At 70.4% G+C, this 21,346-nt stretch carries 15 protein-coding genes; 3 read left to right on the top strand and 12 right to left on the bottom strand.

Going from position 1 to position 21,346, the window contains the following annotated elements; translation table 11 throughout:
* Positions 1 to 12 precede the first annotated feature (12 nt).
* On the top strand, positions 13 to 2,868 hold the full coding sequence (locus tag ACZ6O5_RS30895) for an SDR family NAD(P)-dependent oxidoreductase (protein WP_465981813.1): 2,856 nt from the start codon (positions 13 to 15) through the stop codon (positions 2,866 to 2,868).
* 232 nt (positions 2,869 to 3,100) lie between these two features.
* Here ACZ6O5_RS30895 and ACZ6O5_RS30900 read toward each other — a convergent pair whose 3' ends face one another.
* The 8 genes from ACZ6O5_RS30900 to ACZ6O5_RS30935 form a co-directional block, all read right to left on the bottom strand.
* Complete coding sequence (locus ACZ6O5_RS30900; RefSeq protein WP_465981815.1) at positions 3,101 to 4,420, bottom strand: NB-ARC domain-containing protein; 1,320 nt, start codon at positions 4,418 to 4,420, stop codon at positions 3,101 to 3,103.
* Positions 4,421 to 5,066: 646 nt separating this feature from the next.
* A complete protein-coding gene (locus ACZ6O5_RS30905; RefSeq protein WP_465981816.1) occupies positions 5,067 to 6,422 on the bottom strand; it encodes an FAD-binding oxidoreductase in 1,356 nt (451 codons plus the stop codon).
* On the bottom strand, positions 6,419 to 6,754 hold the full coding sequence (locus ACZ6O5_RS30910; RefSeq protein ID WP_465981818.1) for an avidin-fold protein: 336 nt from the start codon (positions 6,752 to 6,754) through the stop codon (positions 6,419 to 6,421). Before ACZ6O5_RS30910 ends, ACZ6O5_RS30905 begins: the two co-directional genes overlap by 4 nt.
* The gene (locus tag ACZ6O5_RS30915; RefSeq protein WP_465981820.1) at positions 6,751 to 8,058 is read right to left on the bottom strand and encodes an ATP-grasp domain-containing protein; all 1,308 of its coding nucleotides are present in this window, start codon (positions 8,056 to 8,058) and stop codon (positions 6,751 to 6,753) included. Before ACZ6O5_RS30915 ends, ACZ6O5_RS30910 begins: the two co-directional genes overlap by 4 nt.
* Positions 8,055 to 9,197, bottom strand: a complete 1,143-nt coding sequence (locus tag ACZ6O5_RS30920; protein ID WP_465981822.1) for an FAD-dependent oxidoreductase — start codon at positions 9,195 to 9,197, stop codon at positions 8,055 to 8,057. The genes ACZ6O5_RS30915 and ACZ6O5_RS30920 overlap by 4 nt, the downstream gene beginning before the upstream one ends.
* Positions 9,194 to 10,747: a class I tRNA ligase family protein gene (locus ACZ6O5_RS30925; RefSeq protein ID WP_465981824.1), complete on the bottom strand. Its 1,554-nt coding sequence runs from the start codon at positions 10,745 to 10,747 to the stop codon at positions 9,194 to 9,196. The genes ACZ6O5_RS30920 and ACZ6O5_RS30925 overlap by 4 nt, the downstream gene beginning before the upstream one ends.
* Positions 10,744 to 11,115, bottom strand: coding sequence for a cupin domain-containing protein (locus tag ACZ6O5_RS30930; RefSeq protein WP_465981826.1), 372 nt, complete (start codon positions 11,113 to 11,115; stop codon positions 10,744 to 10,746). Before ACZ6O5_RS30930 ends, ACZ6O5_RS30925 begins: the two co-directional genes overlap by 4 nt.
* Positions 11,112 to 12,431 carry a SidA/IucD/PvdA family monooxygenase gene (locus tag ACZ6O5_RS30935; RefSeq protein WP_465981828.1) on the bottom strand — a complete coding sequence of 440 codons (1,320 nt, stop codon included), beginning with the start codon at positions 12,429 to 12,431 and terminating at the stop codon, positions 11,112 to 11,114. The genes ACZ6O5_RS30930 and ACZ6O5_RS30935 overlap by 4 nt, the downstream gene beginning before the upstream one ends.
* Positions 12,432 to 13,037: 606 nt before the next feature.
* Here ACZ6O5_RS30935 and ACZ6O5_RS30940 point away from each other — a divergent pair.
* Both ACZ6O5_RS30940 and ACZ6O5_RS30945 read left to right on the top strand, forming a co-directional pair.
* Entirely contained in the window at positions 13,038 to 14,180 is a 1,143-nt protein-coding gene (locus ACZ6O5_RS30940) for an MFS transporter (RefSeq protein ID WP_465981830.1), read from the top strand.
* 101 nt (positions 14,181 to 14,281) lie between these two features.
* A complete protein-coding gene (locus ACZ6O5_RS30945) occupies positions 14,282 to 15,469 on the top strand; it encodes a GNAT family N-acetyltransferase (protein ID WP_465981832.1) in 1,188 nt (395 codons plus the stop codon).
* Positions 15,470 to 15,524: 55 nt separating this feature from the next.
* On the opposite strand, the gene ACZ6O5_RS30950 is transcribed toward ACZ6O5_RS30945, so the two are convergent.
* From ACZ6O5_RS30950 to ACZ6O5_RS30965, 4 genes are all read right to left on the bottom strand, one after another.
* Positions 15,525 to 17,402 carry a cobalamin-dependent protein gene (locus tag ACZ6O5_RS30950; protein ID WP_465981834.1) on the bottom strand — a complete coding sequence of 626 codons (1,878 nt, stop codon included), beginning with the start codon at positions 17,400 to 17,402 and terminating at the stop codon, positions 15,525 to 15,527.
* Between the two features lie 75 nt (positions 17,403 to 17,477).
* Positions 17,478 to 18,173, bottom strand: a complete 696-nt coding sequence (locus ACZ6O5_RS30955; protein ID WP_465981836.1) for a class I SAM-dependent methyltransferase — start codon at positions 18,171 to 18,173, stop codon at positions 17,478 to 17,480.
* Complete coding sequence (locus ACZ6O5_RS30960) at positions 18,170 to 19,732, bottom strand: B12-binding domain/radical SAM domain-containing protein (protein WP_465981838.1); 1,563 nt, start codon at positions 19,730 to 19,732, stop codon at positions 18,170 to 18,172. The genes ACZ6O5_RS30955 and ACZ6O5_RS30960 overlap by 4 nt, the downstream gene beginning before the upstream one ends.
* 32 nt (positions 19,733 to 19,764) lie before the next feature.
* On the bottom strand, positions 19,765 to 21,346 hold a 1,582-nt coding region (locus ACZ6O5_RS30965), incomplete at its 5' end, for a condensation domain-containing protein (protein ID WP_465981840.1).

The raw sequence follows: 21,346 nt of genomic DNA on the forward strand, positions 1-21,346 counted from the left end.
GTGTACGCGGAGGTGGCACTGCCCGAGCAGGACGCAGCCGACGGGTTCGGGTTGCATCCGGCGGTGCTGGACGCTGCGTTGCACCCGATCGGGTTAACCGGACTGGTCAACGGGGACGGGGCGGTGTTGCCGTTCGCGTGGAGCGGGGTGCGGCTGCACGCGACCGGAGCGACCACGCTGCGGGTCCGGCTCACACCGTCCGACGATGGTGCTATCGCGGTGGCGGTGTTCGACACCGCCGGCCAGCCGGTCCTGACCGCGGACTCGCTGGTGTTGCGGCCGGTGACCACCGACCAACTCGCCGCCGGGGTACCGGATGCGGCGCAGTCACTGTTCACGGTGGAATGGGTGCCGCTGCCGGACGCGGAACCGGTGACTACCGAACCGGTCTGGGGATGGCACGGGCAGGCTGAGGGCGAGCTGCCCGCGGTCGTGGTGGCCGAGCTACCGGCTGCGGGCGATGCTGTGGGCGTTGTCGAGGCCACGCACGCGGCGAGCGCGTTGGTGTTGGGTTGGGTCCAGGACTGGTTGGCCGATCCGGGCTCGGACGGTTCCCGGCTGGTGGTGGTCACCCGTGGCGCTACCGATGGCAGTGACCTGGCCGCGGCTGCGGTATGGGGTCTGGTGCGCTCCGCGCAGTCCGAACACCCTCACCGATTCATCCTGCTCGACCTCGACGATCACACCGACCACGGCAACGGACTGGGCAGAATCCTCGCCGCGGTGCTCGACAGCGGCGAACCCGAGATCGCGGTACGAGCCGATGAGCTGTATGTCAGGCGGCTGACCCGAGCCGGTGGTACCGGCCGGCTGTCCCTGCCCGACCCGGATCGGCTGCCGGCGGGGCTGGATGCGGGGGGCACGGTGGTGATTACTGGTGGGACCGGGGTGTTGGGTGGATTGGTGGCCCGGCATCTGGTGGCTGCGCACGGGGTCAGGCATCTGGTGTTGTTGTCCCGGCGGGGTTCGGCCGCGGCCGGGGCGGCGGAGCTGGTCGGTGACCTGACCGGGCTGGGCGCGCGGGTGCGGGTGATCGCGTGTGATGTCGCTGACCGGAACGCGCTGGCGGAGGTGTTGGCGGGGGTGCCGGCCGAGCATCCGGTGGTCGGGGTGGTGCACACCGCGGGAGTCCTCGACGACGGGGTGATCGAGGCGTTGACGCCGCAGCGGCTGGAGACGGTGCTGCGGGCCAAGGCTGACGCGGCGTGGTGGCTGCACGAGTTGACCCGGGATGCGGATCTGGGTTTGTTCGTGGTGTATTCCTCAGCGGCGGCCACGCTCGGTTCACCGGGGCAGGGAAACTATGCCGCGGCCAACGCGGTCCTGGATGCCCTGGCGCTACGACGACAGACCACCGGCCTGCCCGGCCAGTCACTGGCCTGGGGACTGTGGGCCCCACAGTCAGCCATGACCGGGCATCTCGACGAGGTCGACCTGGACCGGATGCGACGCAACGGCATTCTCCCCCTCTCCACCGAGCAGGGCCTCGCACTGTTCGACACGGCAATACGCACCAACCAGCCGCAGCTCGTACCGATCGGGGTGGACCTGGCCGCGCTACGTCGCACCGGAACCGGTGGTGTGCCACCGCTGTGGCGGACATTGGCCGGCGGCTCCGGCTCGTCCCGCCGGGCGGCGACCACCACCGACACGCAGGTGGACCTGACCGCCAGGTTGGCCACCATGGGAGTCGAGGAACGCCAGCGGACAGTCCTGGAGCTGGTGCGGGCACAGGCTGCGGTCGTGCTCGGCCATCCGGACCCCACGACGATTGATCCGGGCAGCGCGTTCCGTGAACTCGGCTTCGACTCGTTGACCGCGGTGGAGCTGCGTAACCGGCTGGCCGCCGCGACCGGGCTGTCGTTGCCGGCCACGCTGGTCTTCGACCAGCCCAACACCGAAGCCTTGGCCGATCATCTGGTGAACAAGCTGGCCTCCGCCGTGAGTGCCGGCAGCCAGCCCAGGACCGGAGCCGATTCGGCCGGCTCGGGAGCTGTTCGGGTGTCGAACCTTGCGGAGATGTACATGCAGGCCGAGGTCGACGGCAGGCACGACGAGTTCTTCGACGTGATCGGCCGGTTGGCGAAGTTGCGTCAGACGTTCGGTGTGGACACGGCCGGCGAGGCGGTCCGGCCTCCCACCCGGATCGCCACCGGCGACGGCAAGCCCAAGTTGTACCTCTTCAACCCATATGTGGCCCCGGACAATTTCCCCTATGCGCGACTGGGGTTGGCGTTCCAGGGCTCCCGTGACGTGTCGGTGTTGCACTCGCCCGGCTTCCATGCCGGTGAGAAACTGCCGGAGAACATCGAGGCGATGACGCTCGCGTACGTCGAGACAATCATTCGAGACAACGCGAACGGCGAAGAGTTCGCACTGGGCGGCACCTCCAGCGGTGGGCTGATCGCCCACCGGGTCGCTGCCGAACTGGCGCGGATGGGCGTGGCGCCGGCTGGCGTCATCCTTCTCGACTCGCCCTCGCAAAAGGACCTCCAAACCGTAACGGAAGATGGACCGCTGTGGCAGAAGCAGATTTTTGAAGGACTCAGACGGACCGGCGACGACGGCGACGACAGTTGGGTCTTCGCGATGGTCCACTACCTCTCCTTCCCGTGGTGGCCCGCCGAGCACATCGAGATACCGACGCTCCAGGTCCGCGCATCCGAACGGATCAGTGGACCGAAAGACAACAACGACTGGATGTTCACCTGGAACAACGCCACCACGGTCACGTTGGCGGACGTGCCAGGAAACCATCTACAAATAATCGACGAATACGCCTCGGTGGGGGCGTTGGCGGTCAATGACTGGCTCTCCCGCCCGCCCGAGGAACGCCAAGCGTTCGTAGACTACCGGGAGTCGAAGTAGAACCCTCCCCGAGTTCATAAGCCCAACTCTTGTGGTCAGCCGGGGGTTCGCGGCCCGGGAACCGCTGCCGGCGTGGTGGTCGGGGTGGCAGCGGCGGCGCGATCTCGGCCCAGAGGTCGTCCGAGACGATCCACGGCGGCTGCTCACCCCTCCCCACGATCAGGCAGAACGATCTTCACGTCCCGAAGGCGCGTCCAACATCATTGAGTCAGGAGTTGTCAGTGGTGTCCCGTTACGAGGCGGCGTGGCGGCCGGCACGGAGCGGACCGACGACGGCTGGCAGGCCGCGAGCCACCGATCTGGCGGTGTCGCAAACGAACGCACGCACAAGCGGGGACAGACGCAGTTCGGCGCATCCGCTGGGCGTGTTGCTGAGCATGCCCGCATCAACGAGTTCGTCCACCAGCTCGTCGTCCTCCGGCGGCAGCGGGCTCACCGCATCCGCGGCGACCGGGGCCAACCAGTGCAGCAGTATCTGGGCCGGCTGGCTCAGCGCCAGATAGGCCGACCGGAGGTACTCCCGCATCGACAGGTCGCCGATGCGGAGCCAGCTCAGCACGTCCCCACCACGGTGCCAACCGTCCACCACCTGCCGTAGGGCCGTGTGTGGACGCAGCGCGATCCTCCGGAGCGCGATGTCCAGGGCCAGCGGCAGGTCGCCGCAGGCCGCGGCGAGACGGTCGAGGTCGTCGGGCTCGGCCGTGACGGTGAGGGGCAGGGCCGATTCAATCATGGCGAGGGAGTCGGTGCGCGCCAGTGGTCTGATCTGTAGCCGACGAACGTCGCGCAGTCCCAGCAGCCGCTTGCGGCTGACCAGCATTATCGTGCTCGTGTCACTGTCCACCAGCAGCGGGCGCACCTGCTGTTCGTCCCACACGTTGTCGAGAAGTATCAACAGCCGGCGTTCGGCCGCCAACGTGCGGTACAGGCCCACCCGGTGGTCGAGGGTGTCGGACAGTTGGTCGCCTGACACCCCGAGTGCCCGGAGGAACCCGTCCAGGATGTCGTAGGGGCTGGACACGCTGCGGGCCTGGTGCGCGCCGAGGTCGGCATACAGCTGCCCGTCGGTCGCCTCGGCTGCTTGCGTGTGGGCATGGTGCAGAGCCAGGCCCGATTTGCCGGCCCCCGCCGGACCGCTGATCACGATCGGGGCGTCGTCGGGGATCCGCAACCACTCCAGTTCCGCCGCCCGGCCGATGAATCCGCGCGGTCGCTGTGGCAGTTGCATCGGGTACGGGAGCCCGCCGGCGCGCCGGCCCGCCGGCCGTACCCGCGTGGAGAGCCGTACCTCCCCGCCCGTCGCGGCGAGCCAGCGCTGCCGCCAGATGTCCTCGTCGCCACCGCAGGCGGCGACAAATGCGAGCGTCACCGGCAGGGACGGCATCCGGTTGCCGCTCGCGGCGCTGGAAAGCACAGACGGCGAGAACAGCGCGCATTCGGCCATCTGGCGATATGTCGGATTCCCCGCCAGCGCACGCAGTTGCCGCAATTCGTCGGCAAACTGGGCGACGCGTTCTCTGGCTTTATTGACCGGCTTCTCGGGTCTGCCCATGGTGGATTCTCCCCAACACGTTGTTCAACACGGCGCAATCGGCTCTCCCTGCGGGAACCGAGCCCTGATGTTCGCCGAACTGTTGAGTCGGTGTCTCCGCTGCCTGATCCGCGACAGCTGATCCTCGGGCACATCTCATGCCCGAATTCATGCGGACGCCGCGTACGCATGTCCATGAGGTGAGGTGATTGGCTCTACCATTCGCTCAATGTGGGCTTTCGCCTTTTCGCGGCAGTATCGGCCGGGTGGGTGGATGGCTTTCGCTGGCTGATGCCGACGTCCCTCACCAGCTGACCTGCCGATGGCCGCTCCGCCCGGGTTCGGCGGGATGTTCCACGCATTGGTGGAACGGAGCCGGGATTCGCCGTCCGGGCGTGCACCGATGCGGCTCTGCCCCCTGTCGCGGCCCGCCCGGCGGCGCGAGGTCCGGTACCTGTCGCGGTCTGATCGCGAGCGAACTCGCCGGTCGGGCACCCGTCCGGGCCCGGCCCCGGTTGGCGGGGCTCGGACGGGTGCACCGTGCGGGCGGTGGTCGGCTCACCACCGGGCCGGCGATACTCCCGCCCACCGGCCGGGGGATCGGGGTCGCCCAGCCGCCGCTCGCGAGCGGAGTCGCTGAGGAGCGTCGGACCTCGCTGGACCGCGGTCACACCGCCTGTGGGAAGGCGAAGAAACGGTCCGGGTCGTACCGGCGTTTGACCTGCACGAGCCGCTCGGCATTCGGCCCGTAGTAGGCCCGCTGCCAGTCTTCGAGGTCGGGGTCGGCGAAGTTGACGTAGGACGCGTCAGGGGCGAACCGGCCCGACTCGACGTAGCGGGCATGCAGCCATTCCAGGTTGGCGCGAACGACCTCCGGCGAGTCGGTTTCGGCCCATGAGGTGTCGAGGCTGAGTAGGAACCGCGTGTCGCGATGCGGGAACGCGGTGTCCGCCACCGGTACGCGGCTGATCGCCCCGCCCCACGCGAACAGCGCGGCCCCGGCCCCGTCCGCGTTCCCGCTGCCGGGCCACGTGTCCACGGCCCGTGCCAGTGCGACCAGTCCGGCGTCGTCGATCGGGTGCGGCACGCAGCGGTTCCGCACCGCGAAGGCGCCGCCGACGCTGCTGTGGTGCAGGTAGGTGGCGGCGGCCCAGAAGTCCCGGTCCTCGATCTCGGCCCGGTCGGGCGGGGCGACGGCGTGGGCGGGTGCCAGCAACTCGCGCAGCTCCGCTGCCGGGCCGAGGTGGTGGCCCACCACGGACACGACACCCGCGCCGCCGGACGAGCGGGCGATGCCGATGCGGGCGGAGAAGCCGTCCGGCGCGGTCCGCATGATCTCCTGCATCGTGGCGAGCACCTCGACCGCGTGCCGCCACGACCACAGCACCAGGCAGGTCGACCCGGCCGGAGCGGGGCGGACCTGGAAGGTGAAGCTCGTGTTGACACCGAAGTTGCCGCCCCCGCCGCCCCGGCACGCCCAGAACAGGTCCGGATGTTCCCGAGCCGAGGCGGTGACCCTGGTCCCGTCGGCCAGTACCACGTCGGTCGAGACCAGCGCGTCGCAGGTGAGGCCGTGCGCGCGAGAGATCGTGGTGACACCCCCGCCGAGGGTCAGACCCCCGATGCCGACCGTGTCGGAGTTGCCCAGCGGGAACGTGACGTCGTACGGCCGCAGGGCCGCGTAGATGGCCTTCATCGGGGTGCCGCCCGCCACCACGGCCTGTCCGTTGTCCGGGTCGAACCGGACACCCGTGAGCCTCCGCAGGTCCAGCACCAGCCCGGAGGACACGGAGTGGCCGGCGTAGCTGTGACCGCCGCCACGGGCGACCAGCGGCACCGACTCGGTGCGGGCCCAGTCGATGGCTCGGCTGACATCCCCGGCATGGGCGACCGTGAGGACGGCCGCCGGTCGGATGCCGGCGAACCGCCGGTTCGCCGGCGAGCACGCTTCCGGGAAGCCGGGATCGCCGGGGAGCCGGAGCTCGCCGTCGACGAGGCCACGCAGCATCCGCCATCCGGTCATCGCGCCGCTCCCGGGATCTCCTCGAGGTACGACACGCCGGCGGCGGTGTGCGCGCCGTAGCGCTGCCAGACCTCACGCAGCACCAGGGTGTCGCCGAGCCACTGCGGCGTGTTGGTGCTGTGCCCGGCGATCACCTCGCCGCTGGCCAGCACCATGGTGTAGGCCAGGCTGAGCACGCCGCGCTCGTCGCAGGTGCCGGTGATCGTGCCGCGCCGAACTCGTCCACCCTCGAAGACCGCCCAGATCAGGTTCCCGCGCTGGTGGTACACGGCGCAGGTGCCGTCGCCGCCGCCCAGCGCGCGAAACCGACGGCCGTCGTAGTCGATGCTCACGCGTCCACGTCCAGCAGCCCGGCGGGCATCGTCAGAGTGGTGCCCGGCGGCGGGGGAGCGACCGGCTCGGCGTCAAGCTCGACAAGTGCCACCGCGTCGTCGAGCTGCCGGGCGCAGGTCTCCGGGTCCGGGGCGGAGCAGACGACGAACGAGTGGCGGGCGATGTAGCCGCCCGGTGGCAGCCGCAGTGTGGTGCCCGGCTCGACCATGCGGGACGCGAGAACCAGGCCGGGTGCCTGCTCGGGTACGGCGACCGAGTGTACGACGCAGTCGTGGTCGGGGTAGCCGAACCGGATGCCGGCGACGCCGGCGCGGGCATGGGTGAGGTCGGGGCGCTGGCCGGTGGCGACGTCGAACAGCACGCTGCCCGGTTCGATGCCGGTGGCGATCTGACCCAGATACGGGATCAGGTCACCGCCGAGGCGGCCGTTGACCTCGATGATCACCGGGCCGTGCGGGGTCAGCCGAACCTCGGTGTGCGTGATGCCGTTCTCGATGCCCAGAATCTGATGCGCCGTGACCAGCGCGTCCAGCAGCGTGTCGTCGGACCGCAGCGGGTCGGCGGAGTCCACGACGTGTCCCGTCTCCTCGAAGAACGGTGGCATGCCGGTGGTCTTCCTGGCGACGAACATCGGCAGGTACTCGCCTTTGTGCACGGCGCCGTCGACGCTGATCTCCGGACCGTCGACGAAGCCCTCGACGATGGCTCCACCGCGGTAGGGCTCGTCGCCGATCAGGCTGGCTTCGTGCGCCACCCGGTACGCGAACTCGAGTTCCCGCTCGTCGGAGGCGAGCGAGACCCCCATGCTGGCGCCGAGCGCGCGCGGCTTGACGATCACCGGGTACCCGATCCGGGCGGCGGCCGTGCGGGCCTGGTCGAGATCGGCGGTCAGCTCGAAGCCGGGTTGCGGTGCGCCGGCCGCGGTCAACCGGGTACGGCAGCTGTACTTGTCCCGGCAACCGTGCACTCCGGGTACGCCCAGGCCGGGCACGCCGAACTCGGCGGCCAGTTCGGCCGCGGGCATCACCAGCGGCTCGTCCCAGCACATCAACCCGGTGACGGTGTACCTGCCGGCCAGCTCGCGGGCGGTCTCGGCGAGCAACCGGTGATCGAACACATTGACCACGACGATGTCGTCGAAGTACTCGTGCTGCCAGGTCGGCCGGAGATTGTTGATCAGCACCAGCCGCAGCCCGGCCTTGCGGGCACGTTCGGCGACGGCACGGACGATGTACTCGCGGTAGAGCCTGAGGCCGCTGCCGACAACGAGCAGCGCGCCGGGTGCGGGTGCGGGGGCGGTCATGAGGGTGTCCTCCAGGGTGCGGTGGGTGTCATGGGGTCGACGCCGCGGCGCCCGCGGCTCGACCCCGGTAGCTCGTCGACGACCGCGTCGACGGCATGAGGAGCGGTGCGGAATCCGTCGCCGCCGCTGGCCGGGCGGGCCCAGGCCCGCAGCCCGATCCGGACGAAGCCGGTGTCCGCGCCGGCCGCGGTGGCGTAGTGGCAGTGCCGCACGCGCACGACGTCGTACCGGTGGACGTCGGCCACGATGCCGGCCGAGAGCACCCGGGCGGCCCAGCCCGCTGCGTCGTCCGGATCCGACAGCGTGGTCACCCCACGCCGGACGGCATCGGTGCTGATCTTGAGCAGGGTGCCCGCCACCGGCGGCAGCAACCATGCGCGGCCGTCGGTGCCGATCCCACCCGCGGCGGGTGCCGCCGCCCAGTGGTGGACCAACTCAGCCGGCGGCCGCAGATAGACCATGGTCTGCCGGTGCAGCGTCACCGGCAGGTCGACCAGGGCCGCCGACCAGGGCCCGGCCGTGACGAGCACCGCGTCACCGGACTCGACCGAGCCGTCGGCCAGCAGCACCCGGCCGGTGTCCGGTCCTACGCCGACGACCTCCCGGCCGGGCCGCAGGTCCGCCAGCCGGTGCCGCCGCAACCACCGGACCGCTGCCCGCAGGATGCGGTCGGCGAGCAGGACGCCCGCGTGCGGCTCGAACACGACCGCGGCGCCGGCCGGAAAGCCGATGTGCGGACGGTCCGCCGGAGCGGTGACCCGGATCGGCAGCCCGGTGGCGTCGGCCGTGGAGACTGCCGAAGCCACCTCGTCGGGAGGGAGCGCCGTCAGCACCCCGACGCGTCGATAGAGGCGGGCGCCCGACAGCCCGCCGCCGATCAGGGAGTCCAGCTCACGCCAGCGACGGTGCAGTCGTGCCGCTCGTTCGGTGCCGGCCACGTCGCCGGTGGCGAGGGCGCGCAGGACACGGTGCTGGTCGAAGGAGGTCGACTCCGGATGCGGGATCGGGCCGTGCTCCAGCAGCACCACGCGGTGCCCGGCCAGTACGCACCGGATCGCGCAGAGCAGCCCGGTGACGCCGGCACCGACCACCACGACCCGCGGCCGGGCCCGGTCCGCCTGGCAGGTGGCCTCGGTCATCGCCCGCCCCGCGGCGCGGCAAGCCGCGGCAGCGGCACCGGAACGACGGAGGTGACCTCGGCGGGATCCGTGCTGGCGTTCGCGGCTTCCCCCAGGGCCTGGGCCGCCAGGTCGACCAGGATCGGCGCGGCGGCCCGGAGCAGCCAGCCGACCTCGAAGCAGAAGTCACCGGCGTCGTCGTCTGCCGCCGGCCAGCGGTCCAGCCTGGCCAGGTGCTCGCTGATCGCCTCCGCCGCGCGGTTGAGGCTGAACCCGGGCAGCTCGTAGGACGCCGCGAACCGGTCGGACATGCGAGCTGCGGCGTGGCGCGAGCGCGCCGACACCGGCAGCGGGCCGCGCCCGACCCAGCGGTTCACCCGATCGGCGACCCGGTTCCACGGCCCGGTCAGCCGGGACTCGGTGACTCTCGACAGCGCGTCCCGGCTGAAGCTGGTCCGCTGGTGTTCCGGGCTGGTCGTGGCCAGGTAGAACCGGATCAGGTCGCGTGGCACCTCGGCAGCCAGGTCCCGGCCCCGCACCACATGTCCGCGGCTGGTGGAGAACTTCTGGTGGTCCAGCTCGTAGAACTCGTTGGTCAGGTAGCGGGTGGGCAGCTCGTAACGGTCGTCGCAGGCCAGCAACATCGCCGGACCGGTGATCGCGAACGGGTAGAAGTTGTCGAATCCGAGGAAGTAGACGATCTCCGACTCGCTGCCGGCCAGCCACAGTCCGTCCTCGCCGGCCGGGGGGTGCCCCCGGTTCTCCGCCGCCAGCGCCGAGCAGTGCATGCTCCACGCCATCGCTTCGGCGTTGGGGTTGACCACCTGCCCCGCGACCTCCGGAAACGGCACCTTGATGCCCCACGGCACCGGATAGGTCACCGGGAAGTCAGGCAGTGGTCGGGACAGCACCCGCACCATCGCCTGCACCATGTGCGGCCGCATGCCGTCGGCGTGCCTCTCGACGTGTGCGCGGAGCCGGTCGCGATAGCGCTCGACCGGGAGTACGAGCACCCGGGCGTTCCGCAGCGGTACCGGCTCCTCCGGGTCCAGGGTGGACCGCACGTTGAGCAGCTCGCCCGCCGGCACCAGGTGCCCGCAGCTCTCGCACAGCCCGGCGCAACCCTCGGCCAGGCACTCCGGGCAGTTGCCGGACACGAAGCCGTCCACCAGGAACTGCCCGGTCCGCTCCGAGTACGGGAACGGCATCGTCCTCAGCTCCAGCCGGCCTGCCGCGCGCAGCCGGCCGACGAAGTCGACGACCCACCCGGTGAACCGGTCGTCGTCGCCGGTGTAGCTGTCGACACCGATTCCCATCGTCCGCAGGGTCGACTCGATCTGCGCGGCCGAGGCGGCCACCAGCTCGTCCGGGTGGACGCCGCGGCGGTGGGCGGTCGTCACCACGAACGTCGAGGTGTCCTGGCAGCCGGTGCCCAGGAGCACCTCCCGCCCCAGCGCCCGCGCGTAGCGGGTGTGCACGTCGGCTGCCAGGAACGGGCCCGCGATGTGCCCGAGGTGCAGGTCCCCGTTCGCCGTCGGCGCCGGCGAGATGATCACCGTCCGGGTGCTCATCGTCGATCCGCTTCGTGCCGGGCCAGGAACGTCGCCGACATCTCGTGGTCCCACCAGAGTCCGTAGTACTCGAAGTCGTCGGGGCCGTCGTTGACCACCCGGTGGGTGGACCCCGGCGGCAACCGGACGATGTCGCCCGCGGCGAAGGGATGCCGCGCCTCGTCGACGACCACCGTGGCGGTGCCGGAGACGGCGATGAAGATCTCGTACTCGTGGTGGGAGTGCGGAGTCGACTCGGTCCCGGCACGCAGGACGCACCAGGCGCCCTCGAACGGCGCGTTGAGCGCCGGCCAGGGCAGCAGGCGCTGGCCGTCGATCCCGTAGGCAGGCTCCAGACGATCACGGTCGAGGCGGCGAATGTCGATCATGCCCGCACCGCCAGCGCCCGGTCGGCCGACACCTGGTCGGCGCCGGCGCCCCGGTCGGCGACACGGCGGTCGACGATGTCGCCGACGATGTCGGCCGAGCGTTGCGCGAGGACGCTGATGAGCGAGTCGGAGATGCCGTGCGTGGCTTCGTTGACGCCCTGGAGGTACAGGGCGCCCCTGGCATCCGCGCCCAGATCGACGCGGTAGTGCCGGTTGACGGTGACCTTCGACAGACCGATGGTGTCGGCCAGTTGGCGCACCATCGCCGGCATCCGTGAGTCGAAACCGGTGCCCAGGAAGAGCGCGTCGCATCGGACCTGCTCGACGCTGTCGTGCCGGAGGTCGCGAACGTCCAGCACCACCTCCGCACCACCTCCGGGCACGGGCTCGACCTTCGCCCCGACGACCTCGGTGAGCCCGCGGACGGTGGAGACGGGCTGGCCGAGCATCTTCTGCCGGTAGATCATGGAGTACAACTCGTCGAGGAACGGCGGCGCCAGGCCCGCGTAGTTCGTCAGGTGCATCTCGTTGAGCACCTTGTGGCGAACCTGGTCGGACATGCCGAAGAAGGTGTCCACGAAGGACGGGTAGAACAGCTCGTTGACGAACTTGCTGGTCTGGTAGTTCTTGAGGGCGATCGAGCGCAGCAGCATCACGGGCGACGAGCCGGGGGCGTCCTGGTGCAGCGCCATGAACATCTCGGCCGCGCTCTGCGCACCACCGACGACCACCGGCCGCAGTGGCCCGCCCGGGCGGGCCAGGCTCGTGGCGGCGCCGACCCGGCTGCCGTACTCGGTGCTGTGGACGACGCGCTCGGTGGGCAGGCCGCGGAACACCTCGGGCACGAAGGCGTCCCGGCCGCCACCGAAGACCAGGTCGCGGCAGACGATCGTGTCGCCGTCGGACAGGTGCACCACAAAGCCGAGTACCGCGGCGTCGTCGGCTCGGATCGGCTGGATCCGTTCGGCGCGGACCTGGTAGCGCACCCGGACGTGCTCCAACGTGTCGGCCACCCACTGTTGGTAGGCCGACAGTTGCCACCGGAACGGGTTGAACGTGCCGAGGTTGACGAACTCGTCAAGTTCCCCGTTCTCGTGCAGGAAGTTCAGGAACGAGAAGCGACTGCGCGGGTTCCGCAGGGTCACCAGATCCTTGAGGTACGACACCTGGCTGCGGGTCCAGGGCAGAAGCAGATTCCGCTGCCACTTCACATCCCCGTACTGCTCAAGGACCATGGCCCGGCCGGCGACCTCGGGTGAGTCGCACTCCTCGAGGGCCACCGCCAGCGCGAGGTTCGACGGACCTGCGCCGATCATCAGAACATCCACGTCGTGGACAGACACGTGTATTCCTTCCGGGACGGGTGTGACGTGCCGCGACGGCACGCCGTAGGGGCGCGGCGCGCCGTCGACAACAGCGTTTTCCGGCTGTCGTGCATTCACCCAAGCCGAAATGCGCATTGATGGAAAGCATTGGGAGCGGAAGACAATCAAGTGATCGTGAACGTGGTCGATGAGTTTATCGGCACGGCGGACACGGCCTTTGTCGGCCGAATGAAAGGGGTCCGGATGTGTGGCGCGCGAGCGGTCCGGTCGGGACTCCGGCGGGACCGCGGCAGGGTCCGGCCGTCGACCAGCGGCTGTCACTCGCGGCCATCCGTCGCCGCCGCCAATTCTGCCGGAAGCTATTCCCACGGGGTGTGTGAATTGGTTCCTCTACGTGGTCAAAACTTCCGACCAACTCGTCGGCGCGCTGCAATGGCAGCCGGAGGTGGGAGAGACGACATTCGATGTCATGCCCGCGCGCCACCTGACGACGAGCCATCTGGAGACATCGCCGTGACCGCCACCATCGACAGACCCGCCGGTGTGCTCACCGTCCTACGCCGGACCCCGACACCGGTGCGGTATCTGCTCGGGGGCGTGCTGGTCAACCAGCTTGGCGCGGTGGTCCAGACGTTCATGGTGCTCTACCTGGTCTTCCGCGGGTTTTCCGCCGGGCAGGCCGGCACCGCGATCGCCGCCTACAGCGCCGGATCGGTGGTGGGCGTGCTCGTCGGCGGCGAGCTGATCCACCGCATCGGCCCGCGCGGCGCCATCACCGTCGCGATGCTCGGTTCCGCCGTGATCCTCGCCGTCCTGCCGCTGCTCAGCCGACCCTCGACGTTCGGCGTGTTGATGATCGCCATGCTGTTGGCCGGGCTCGCGACCCAGAGCTACCGTCCCGCCGCGGCCGTGCTGTTGAGCGACCTGATGCCGGCCGACATGCGCGTCATGGGCTTCTCGATGATGCGCATCGCCCTGAACATCGGCGCCGCGCTGAGCCCGCTGGTCGCCGCCGGGCTGATCCTCGTGGACTGGAACCTGTTGCTGTGGTTCGACGCTGCCACCGCGCTGGTCTACGCGATTCTCGCCCGCTGGCTGCTACCTGATCCGTGGACCGGACGAGGGGCGCCCGACGCGGTCGTCCAGGACGGGGCCGGCACCCGCATGGTGTACGGCATCCTGTTGCGCGACGGGCGCTTCTGGTTCTTCCTCGCCTCGACGCTGATCGGTGCGGTCATCTACGTCCAGTTCAACGTCGTCCTCCCGCTCAAGATCAGCGCCGAGGGGCACTCCACCGGTCTTTACAGCGGCGTGCTGGTCACCGCGTCGATCGTGCTCATCCTCTGCGAACTGAAGATCACCGCGAGCGTCGCGCGGTGGCCTGGTCACGTCGCGGCGACGGCGGGCACCGTGCTCATGGCGGTCGGTGCGGCCAGTTTCGGGGTCAGCGGTGGCTCGGCCGTGGCGCTCGTCGCGTGCACCGTCGTGTTCGTGTTCGGCACCATGATCAACGGGCCCACCATGTTCGCCTACCCCGCCACGTTTCCCGCGCCGGTGAACGCCCGCTACATCAGCGCGCACCAGGCGACTTTCGGCCTGGGGATGGCCGCCGGCCCGCTGATCGGGGTCGCGGCGTGGGTGTGGCTGGGCAACGGGGTCTGGTGGCTGTGCGGCGGACTCGGCCTGGTGGCGGCCTGGTGCGCCCGGCTCGGGATGAAGCCCCCGCGCCAGTCGCCGTAGTGCGACCGCCGCGCGACGTCGCACGCCAGATGACGGGCCCCGTCCGAGGGCGGGCCGGAATGTCCCGATCGAGCATGCCGTGCAAGGAAAGGTTGATCCCGATGAGCGACATCCGCGATGTCTCCGGCGACGAACGCCTGCGCACCGCCTTCACCCTCTATCCGTACGCCTTCGACGAATCGCCGTCCCCGGACGCGGCGGAGGATCTGGCGAGCATCCTCCCCTTTCACGAGGGCAACCACACGCTGATCGCTGAGGGCGGTGGCCGGACGCTCGCCACGGCGGCGGCGATCCCGACGCACCAGAACCTGCGCGGCATCGTCATGCGCATGGCGGGCATCGCCTGGGTGGCCACCCATCCCGCGGCCCGCCGACAGGGCCACTGTCGTCGGTTGATGCGCCAGCTTCACCGCGACATGCTCGACACGGGACACCTACTGGCCACGCTCTATCCCTTCCATCCGTCGTTCTACGAACAACTGGGCTACGTCGGGCTGCCACTCAACCGTACGGCGACGTTCGCGCCCGAGGGGTTGGCGCCGCTGCTGGGCGTCGACCTTCCCGGCGACGTGTCCTGGCAGGGGATACAGGATGGCTTCGAGGTCTACCGCGCCTTCCAGCGACGCCTGCTGGCGCAACGGCACGGCTTCATGTTCACCCCCGACTACCGAGCTGCCCGCATCCTCGCCCCCGCCGACCGGTGGCTCGCCGTCGCCTCGGTCGACGGGGAGGTGGTCGGTGTGCTCACCTACCGCATCGACGGCTACGGCGGTCGCCTGCACGGTGACGAGTTGCTGTACACCAGTGGGCTCGGGCGGGCGTTGCTGCTCCGGTTCCTCGCCCAGCACGTCCACCAGGTCGCCGAGATCGCGGTCACCGTCGCGCCGGACGAGCACCCCGAGACCTGGGCGGGCTCCCTTGCCGTCCGGACCGAGGCGAGGGCGGCCTTCCCCACGTCACCGCCCCTCATGGGTCGGCTCCTGTCGATGGACGCGCTCCGCGACGTGCCCTGTGGCTCCGGACGGGCTCAGCTGGAGATCGTCGAGGACGAGCTGCTCGCGGGGCGGTATCTGCTCGACGGAACCCGTGGGACGATCGACGTCACCGCCGCCGGACAGGCCGGGGAGAGGGCCACGCTCACCGCCGCCGGACTGTCCGGACTGGCCTACGGGGTGCTGGACCCGGCCGACGTCGTCGCGCGTGGCCTGGGCGACATCTCCGACGCCGTGGCGGCCGAGCTACGCGCACTGCTGCCTCGCCGCACGCCGCACGCCTTCGGTAAGGGCTGACGCGCCGCCTCGCCCGCACGGCGGTCGGCAGGGAGAGCGGGCCCGGCGGCGGCCGTCAGTGGTGAGCCGGTGCCGGGACCGCCCGCCATACGGGGGCGATGTTCTCGACCTTCTCGATCATGCCGTGACAGTAGTGCGCGTTGTGCTCCAGGGTCTGCGTGGCCATGTTGGGGAACTGCAACCGCTTGTGGTCCACGACGTAGCCGGGGCCGCCGGCGGGCAGCCGCGCGGCGTCCCGTAGCTCCTCGGTCCACTCGCTTGCCAGTTCGACGGTGTACCGGCGGCCGGTGCGACCGAGGACCCGGACGGCTGCGCCGGCGCCGGACGGCTCGTCCAACGGCGTGTTGGAGTAGACGTACGGGCGGTTGATGGTGTCGATCTCGAAGCGGGCGCGGGCCCTCGGGTCGGCCCACCAGTCGCGGCTGGTGGCGAAGTCGCGCAGTTGTTCGGCGAACACGTCGCGATGCTGGTGCAGCGCGAGGTGGACGAAGAGGCCGTAGTTGCCGAGGTCGTAGTAGTCGGCGGCGGCGATCGATTGTTCGACGAAGCGCACCAGCGGGTCGTCGGGGCGGCTGCGCCAGTAGTCGACGAACTCGGAGAACAGGCCCGCGTAGGTGGTGACACCGGCGCCGACGAGGTACTCGGCGACGGTGCGCAGGCTGCGGGTGTTGTGCAGCGCGTGCACCGCGTAGAAGAAGCGCATGCCGTCGGCGAAGTCGGCCGTGCTGGCCTCGCGGGTGGCGATCACGATGCGGGCGTCGGCGACGTCCCCGCCGGCCGGCCGGGTGGTCAGGCCCAGGCGATCCCGGTTGTGGTAGATGGGGGTGTTGTTGAGCAGCAGGTGGGAGTATGCGATGACGGTCTGCGCGCCGTTGTCGCAGAGTTGCCCGATGCCGCTCTTGAAGGAGTCGAGTGTCTCGCCGGGCAGCGGCCAGATGAGTTCGATGAACGAGCTGACCCGCTTCTCGCGCAGATCCTGTTGGAGCGCGGCGAAGGCGCTGAGCTTGATGTTGGAGCGGGCGACCAGGTCCAGGACGCGGGGCTCCATGCTCTGGATCGACACCGGCTGGGAGGCGACGAGACCAGCGTTCTGGAAGATTTCGGTGATCTTGGTGACCGCCTGTGGCTTGTTCTTCGCCGCCGAGAAGTAGACCGTCTTGGGCATGCCGTATTCGCGGGTGCAGTCGGCCATGTGCTGCGACAGCTCGATGTCCCGGCCGAGCATGCCCCAGTTGGCGTCGACGAGGTACACGAAGAAGACGTTGTTGCGTCCCATCCAGGTGATCTCGTCGCGGACGCGCTCCTCGTCGAACCGGTACACCCGGTCGTTGGTGGCCGCGCCCCAGTAGCAGAACCCGCAGTGGTAGGGGCAGCCGCGGTTGGTCTCCAGCAGGCCGATGGTGTACTCGTCGTCGAACAGGCCGGTGAGGTACGGCGAGGGGATCTCGTTGAGGTCAGCCAGGCGCGGCGGTGCGGGCGTCGTGATGAGCTGCCCGTCGCGGCGCACGCTGAGGCCGGGGATCTTGGTCAGGTCCGGCGTCGTTTCGGTCAGCTCGCGCAGGTACGCGGCGAAGATGCCCTCGCCCTCGCCGTTGCAGACGGCGGTGAACGTGTCGGTCGAGCCGAGCTGCTGGTCGGCGTGGTGCATGACCTGGGGGCCGCCGAGCAGGACGGGCACGTGCGGTCTGGCGGCGCGCAGCGCGGCCAGGACCTGCCGCACCAGGCCCATGTTCCACACGTAGCAGCTGAACGTGTAGATGTCGGCGTCGAGGTCCAGGACGTGGCGCGTCACCTCGGCGGCCGGCGTCTTGATGCTGGTGGTGTACGTCCGGTACACGTACTCACCGGTGAGGACGTCGTCGGCGCGGGCGTACGCTTCCAGGTATCCGGAGACCAGCGGGGTGATCCGCTCAAAGACGGAGAGCTCAACCATGCCGACCGTTCGCATCGGTGTTCCCCTTGTCACTGTCGGGGCCGGTGGCGTTCATCCACCGGCCTTCCCTGCCGTTCAGGCTGGCGCGAGTGGCGAGCCGGTGGGCGCGCCGACGTAGAACAACCCGAAGCCGCCGAACTCGACGGGCTCCGCGGCGAGCCCCGCCGCACGGAACCACTCGGCCAGGCGCGACGGGTGGTAGGCGACGGTGTCGAGACCCTCGTCGTTGCGGAACCGCACCCCGTCGGCGTCCTCGGTGACCCGCAGCCCGGTGTAGCCGCAGGCGTCGTAGTACTCCCGCCGCCGCCGCGACGCGTCCCGGTCCGTGCGATAGGTGCTGATGGCGAACGGCAGGCCGCTGCCGGCCAGCGCGGTCAACACGGCGCGGGGCCGGGCCATGTTGCCGAAGCTGTTGAACGGGAACAGCGCCACCGCTCGCCCCGGTGGCAGTGCCACGGCCGGCAGCTCCTCGGCGTCGGCGAGCGCGAAGCGGTACCTGTCGGCGGGTAGCGCGCGATCGGCCAGCCGTGCCCGGCCCTCGGCCACGTAGCGGGAAACGACGTCGACGCCGACGTACCCCAGGCCGCGGCGGACCGCCCACTCGAGATGCAGGCCCGACATGCTGCCGACCTCGACGAGCACGTCGACCCCCGCACTGATCGAGTCCAGCATCCGCTCCTCGTGCGCGAGCAGCGCCTGCACCACCGGTGGGAGCAAATCGGCGTCCACCAGCCGGTCGCCGGCACCGCTCGCGTAGAACTGGGTGGTCACCGCGCACCACCGTCGCTCGGCCGTTCGTAGAGCGCGTGGAACGTCGCCCGGATCTCCTGCACCTCCGCCAACACCGGCGGCGCGCAGCCGCTGAGCGGGTAACGCGTGGTGGCTTCCCCGAAGTCGTCGAACGCTTCGGCCCACTCGCCGGCGGGCACCGACCAGTCGCTGTAGCGGTAGCCGGTGCCGCCGTCGGCGCCGCGCAACGGATGTTGGGTGGCCCAGTTGAGGCTGACCGGCCACGGCCCGCCGTACCGGTCGCGCCAGTCGCTCAGCTGTCGCAGGAGGGCGAGCCGGTCGCGGTGCGGCTCGCCGAGGCCGAACAGCACCGCCGCCCCGGTCTGGACGCCGAGCTGCGTGAGCTGGTCGATGGCCTGCTCGGTGCGGCTCATCCACGCCGCCCCGTCCGGCCGCCGGTCCTTGCTCATGCCGCCGATGCCACCCGGGTCGAGCGTCTCCACCCCGATGAAGAGGTAGTCCATGCCGACCTCGGTCAGTCCCTTGATGAGGTCGGTGCGGCTGAGGATCTGGTCGATGGTGAACTGCCCGCCGAACCGGATGTCCAGGTCGGCCCGGTCCAGCAGGTCGACCAGCCGAGTGATCTCCCGCGGCGATCCGCCGAGAATGGTGGAGTCCTCGATGAAGGCGCTGGCGCCGCGACCGGGCGCGTCGGCCGCGACCACGTCGCTGACGGCGCGCAACTGCCGGACCAGGCGGTCGGCGCCGTTGCCGAGGTCGACCAGGCCGCCGGTGACGCTGCGCCGTTCGCTGCAGAAGTCACAGTCGAAGACACAGCCGTTACCGGTGTCGCTGAAGACGTGTCCGGTGAGCCGGCCGCCGAACACGTCGAAGCTGGCGCCGACGCCGAAGATCTCGGCCGGGCTCGGTAGCTGGTCACGGCTGAATGTCGGCCGCCGTGAGGTGACCGCGCGCGGCAGGTCGCCGTCGGCCCAACTGGCTATCCAGTCGCCCGGCTCGTCGGCGATCCCGGCGGCCAGCTCGGCGGACGTGGCGGGCTGTGTGGCGGTGGCGATCACCTCGCCGAGCCCCGCGATGACATGCTCACCCGGACCGGCGACCACCAGGTCGAAGACGGGTGGCAGGGTGCCGTCGGCGATCAGGCGTACCGGCGACCCCGGATGGTGCCGCACCGTGCCGCCGGCCCGCCAGATCGTCTCCGACGCATGCCGGCCACCGAGGACGACGTGGACCCGGTCGCCGAGGCGCTGCTTGGCGCGGACCGCGCAGGCGACCGCGCCGGGCAGACACACCGACATGGCGCCGAGCAGCAGCAGGTTCGGCTCGAACCGCTCCAGGAGCGCGTCGAACCGCGCCATGTCCTCGACCAGGCTGTGCATCAGCAGCACCGACTCCCGCCGGGACGCGCGGCCTCCGGCCCAGTTCGAGTCGCCCCAGGCGCCGGTGCCGTTCGCCGCCCGCTGCCCCGCGACGCGGCACGCGTTGAACAGGCTGGCGGGGTCGGCGCTGGTCAGCGTGTGCCGGCCGAGCCCGCTCGCGGGCAGCTCGGGCGGGGCGACCGCCACGACGCGAAGTGCCATCTCCTACCCTTCCCTTCCGTCCGTGGCGGAGGTCAGGCCCCGGATGACCATTCGGCCAGCACTCGCCGTAGCTCTTCCGGTGTGGTGACGTCGATGCGCCCGATCGGGCGGTCCGGCTCCTGCGTCGCGGTGGTGAGGAACTGGCTCCAGCGCTCGATGAGCGTCCGCACGGTCGCCGGGTCGAACAGGTCCGTGGAGTATTCGAGGACACCCGCGAGCCCGGCCGGGCGACCGTCGTCGTAGCTCTCCCACAGGCTGAAGAACAGGTCGAACCGGGACGTTCCGGTGTGCGCGGGCTGGTAACTCGCGGTGATGCCGGGCATGTCGAGTCGACCCTCCGGTGTGTTCTGCAGCGCCAGCATGACCTGGAACAGGGGATGGTGCGCCAGGGACCGGGCCGGGCTGACGGCTTCGACGAGGTGCTCGAACGGCACGTCCTGGTGGGCGTACGCGGTGAGCGCGGTGGACCGGGCCCGTTCGACGAGCTCACCGAACGTCGGGTCGCCCGACAGGTCCATGCGCATCACCAGCGTGTTGACGAAGAAGCCGACGAGGTCGTCGAGTTTCTCGTCGGTACGCCCGGCGATCGGGGAGCCGACCGGCACGTCGGTGCCCGCACCGAGTCGGCTGAACAGGCCGGCCAGCCCGGCGAGCAGCACCATGAAGGCGGTCGCGCCGCGGGCGCGGGCCATTGTCACCACCCGTTCGTGCAGGACGGCGTCCATGGTGAACCGGTACGTCTCGCCCTGGTAGCTGGCGACGGTCGGGCGGGGCCGGTCCGTGGGCAGGGCCAGCGCGTCGGGCAGTCCGGCCAGCGTGGTGCGCCAGTGGTCGGTCTCCCGGGTCAGGCGGCTGGCCGGGTCGGTGCCGCCGCCGAGCGTCTCCTGCTGCCACACCGTGTAGTCGGCGTACTGCACCGGCAGCGGCTCCCACTGCGGTGCCTCGCCGGTGAGGCGGGCGGCGTACGCGCTCGACAGGTCGCGGGCGAGCGGAGCCATGGACCAGCCGTCGGCCGCGATGTGGTGCATCAGCAGCAGCAGGACATGCTCGCTCGGGCCGAGGCGGAAGAGGGTGGCGCGCAGCGGCAGGTCGCGTTCGAGGTCGAAGCGCGTCTGCGCGGCGCGGGCGAGCGCGTCGGGCAGCGTCTCGGCGGTGACCGTCTCGACGGCGATCGGCACGTGGACTTCGGCCGCCGGCCTGATCTCCTGCCAGGGCTCCCCGTCACGCTCGGGAAACACCGTGCGCAGACTTTCGTGGCGGCCGACGACGTCGTTGAGCGCGGCGGTGAGCGCGCGGACATCGAGCCGGCCCGACAGCCGCAACGCCAGCGGCACGTTGTAGGTCGCCTCGCCCTCGAATCGGTGCAGGAACCAGAGCCTGCGCTGGGCGAAGGACAGCGGTGCACCGTGCGCGTGGTCGCGGGCCTCGATCGGGGCCCGACCGTCGTCGTCGTTCTGCAGGTGCTCGGCGAGCAGCTTCGCGGTGGGCGCCTCGAAGAGGGTGAAGACGTCCAGGTGTACGCCGAGTGTGCTGCGGATGCGGCTGATGAGGCGGGTGGCGAGGAGGGAGTGTCCGCCGTGGTCGAAGAAGTTGTCGGTGGGGGTGAGGGTGGGT

The organism is Micromonospora sp. NPDC049201 (genome assembly GCF_055586805.1).

Bases quoted from the DNA above. Each gene is read 5' to 3' on its own strand.
- ACZ6O5_RS30900 (WP_465981815.1), bottom strand. From the start codon at position 4,420: ATGGGCAGACCCGAGAAGCCGGTCAATAAAGCCAGAGAACGCGTCGCC.
- ACZ6O5_RS30905 (WP_465981816.1), bottom strand. From the start codon at position 6,422: ATGACCGGATGGCGGATGCTGCGTGGCCTCGTCGACGGCGAGCTCCGG.
- ACZ6O5_RS30915 (WP_465981820.1), bottom strand. From the start codon at position 8,058: ATGACCGCCCCCGCACCCGCACCCGGCGCGCTGCTCGTTGTCGGCAGC.
- ACZ6O5_RS30920 (WP_465981822.1), bottom strand. From the start codon at position 9,197: ATGACCGAGGCCACCTGCCAGGCGGACCGGGCCCGGCCGCGGGTCGTG.
- ACZ6O5_RS30925 (WP_465981824.1), bottom strand. From the start codon at position 10,747: ATGAGCACCCGGACGGTGATCATCTCGCCGGCGCCGACGGCGAACGGG.
- ACZ6O5_RS30930 (WP_465981826.1), bottom strand. From the start codon at position 11,115: ATGATCGACATTCGCCGCCTCGACCGTGATCGTCTGGAGCCTGCCTAC.
- ACZ6O5_RS30935 (WP_465981828.1), bottom strand. From the start codon at position 12,431: ATGATCGGCGCAGGTCCGTCGAACCTCGCGCTGGCGGTGGCCCTCGAG.
- ACZ6O5_RS30945 (WP_465981832.1), top strand. From the start codon at position 14,282: ATGAGCGACATCCGCGATGTCTCCGGCGACGAACGCCTGCGCACCGCC.
- ACZ6O5_RS30950 (WP_465981834.1), bottom strand. From the start codon at position 17,402: ATGGTTGAGCTCTCCGTCTTTGAGCGGATCACCCCGCTGGTCTCCGGA.
- ACZ6O5_RS30960 (WP_465981838.1), bottom strand. From the start codon at position 19,732: ATGGCACTTCGCGTCGTGGCGGTCGCCCCGCCCGAGCTGCCCGCGAGC.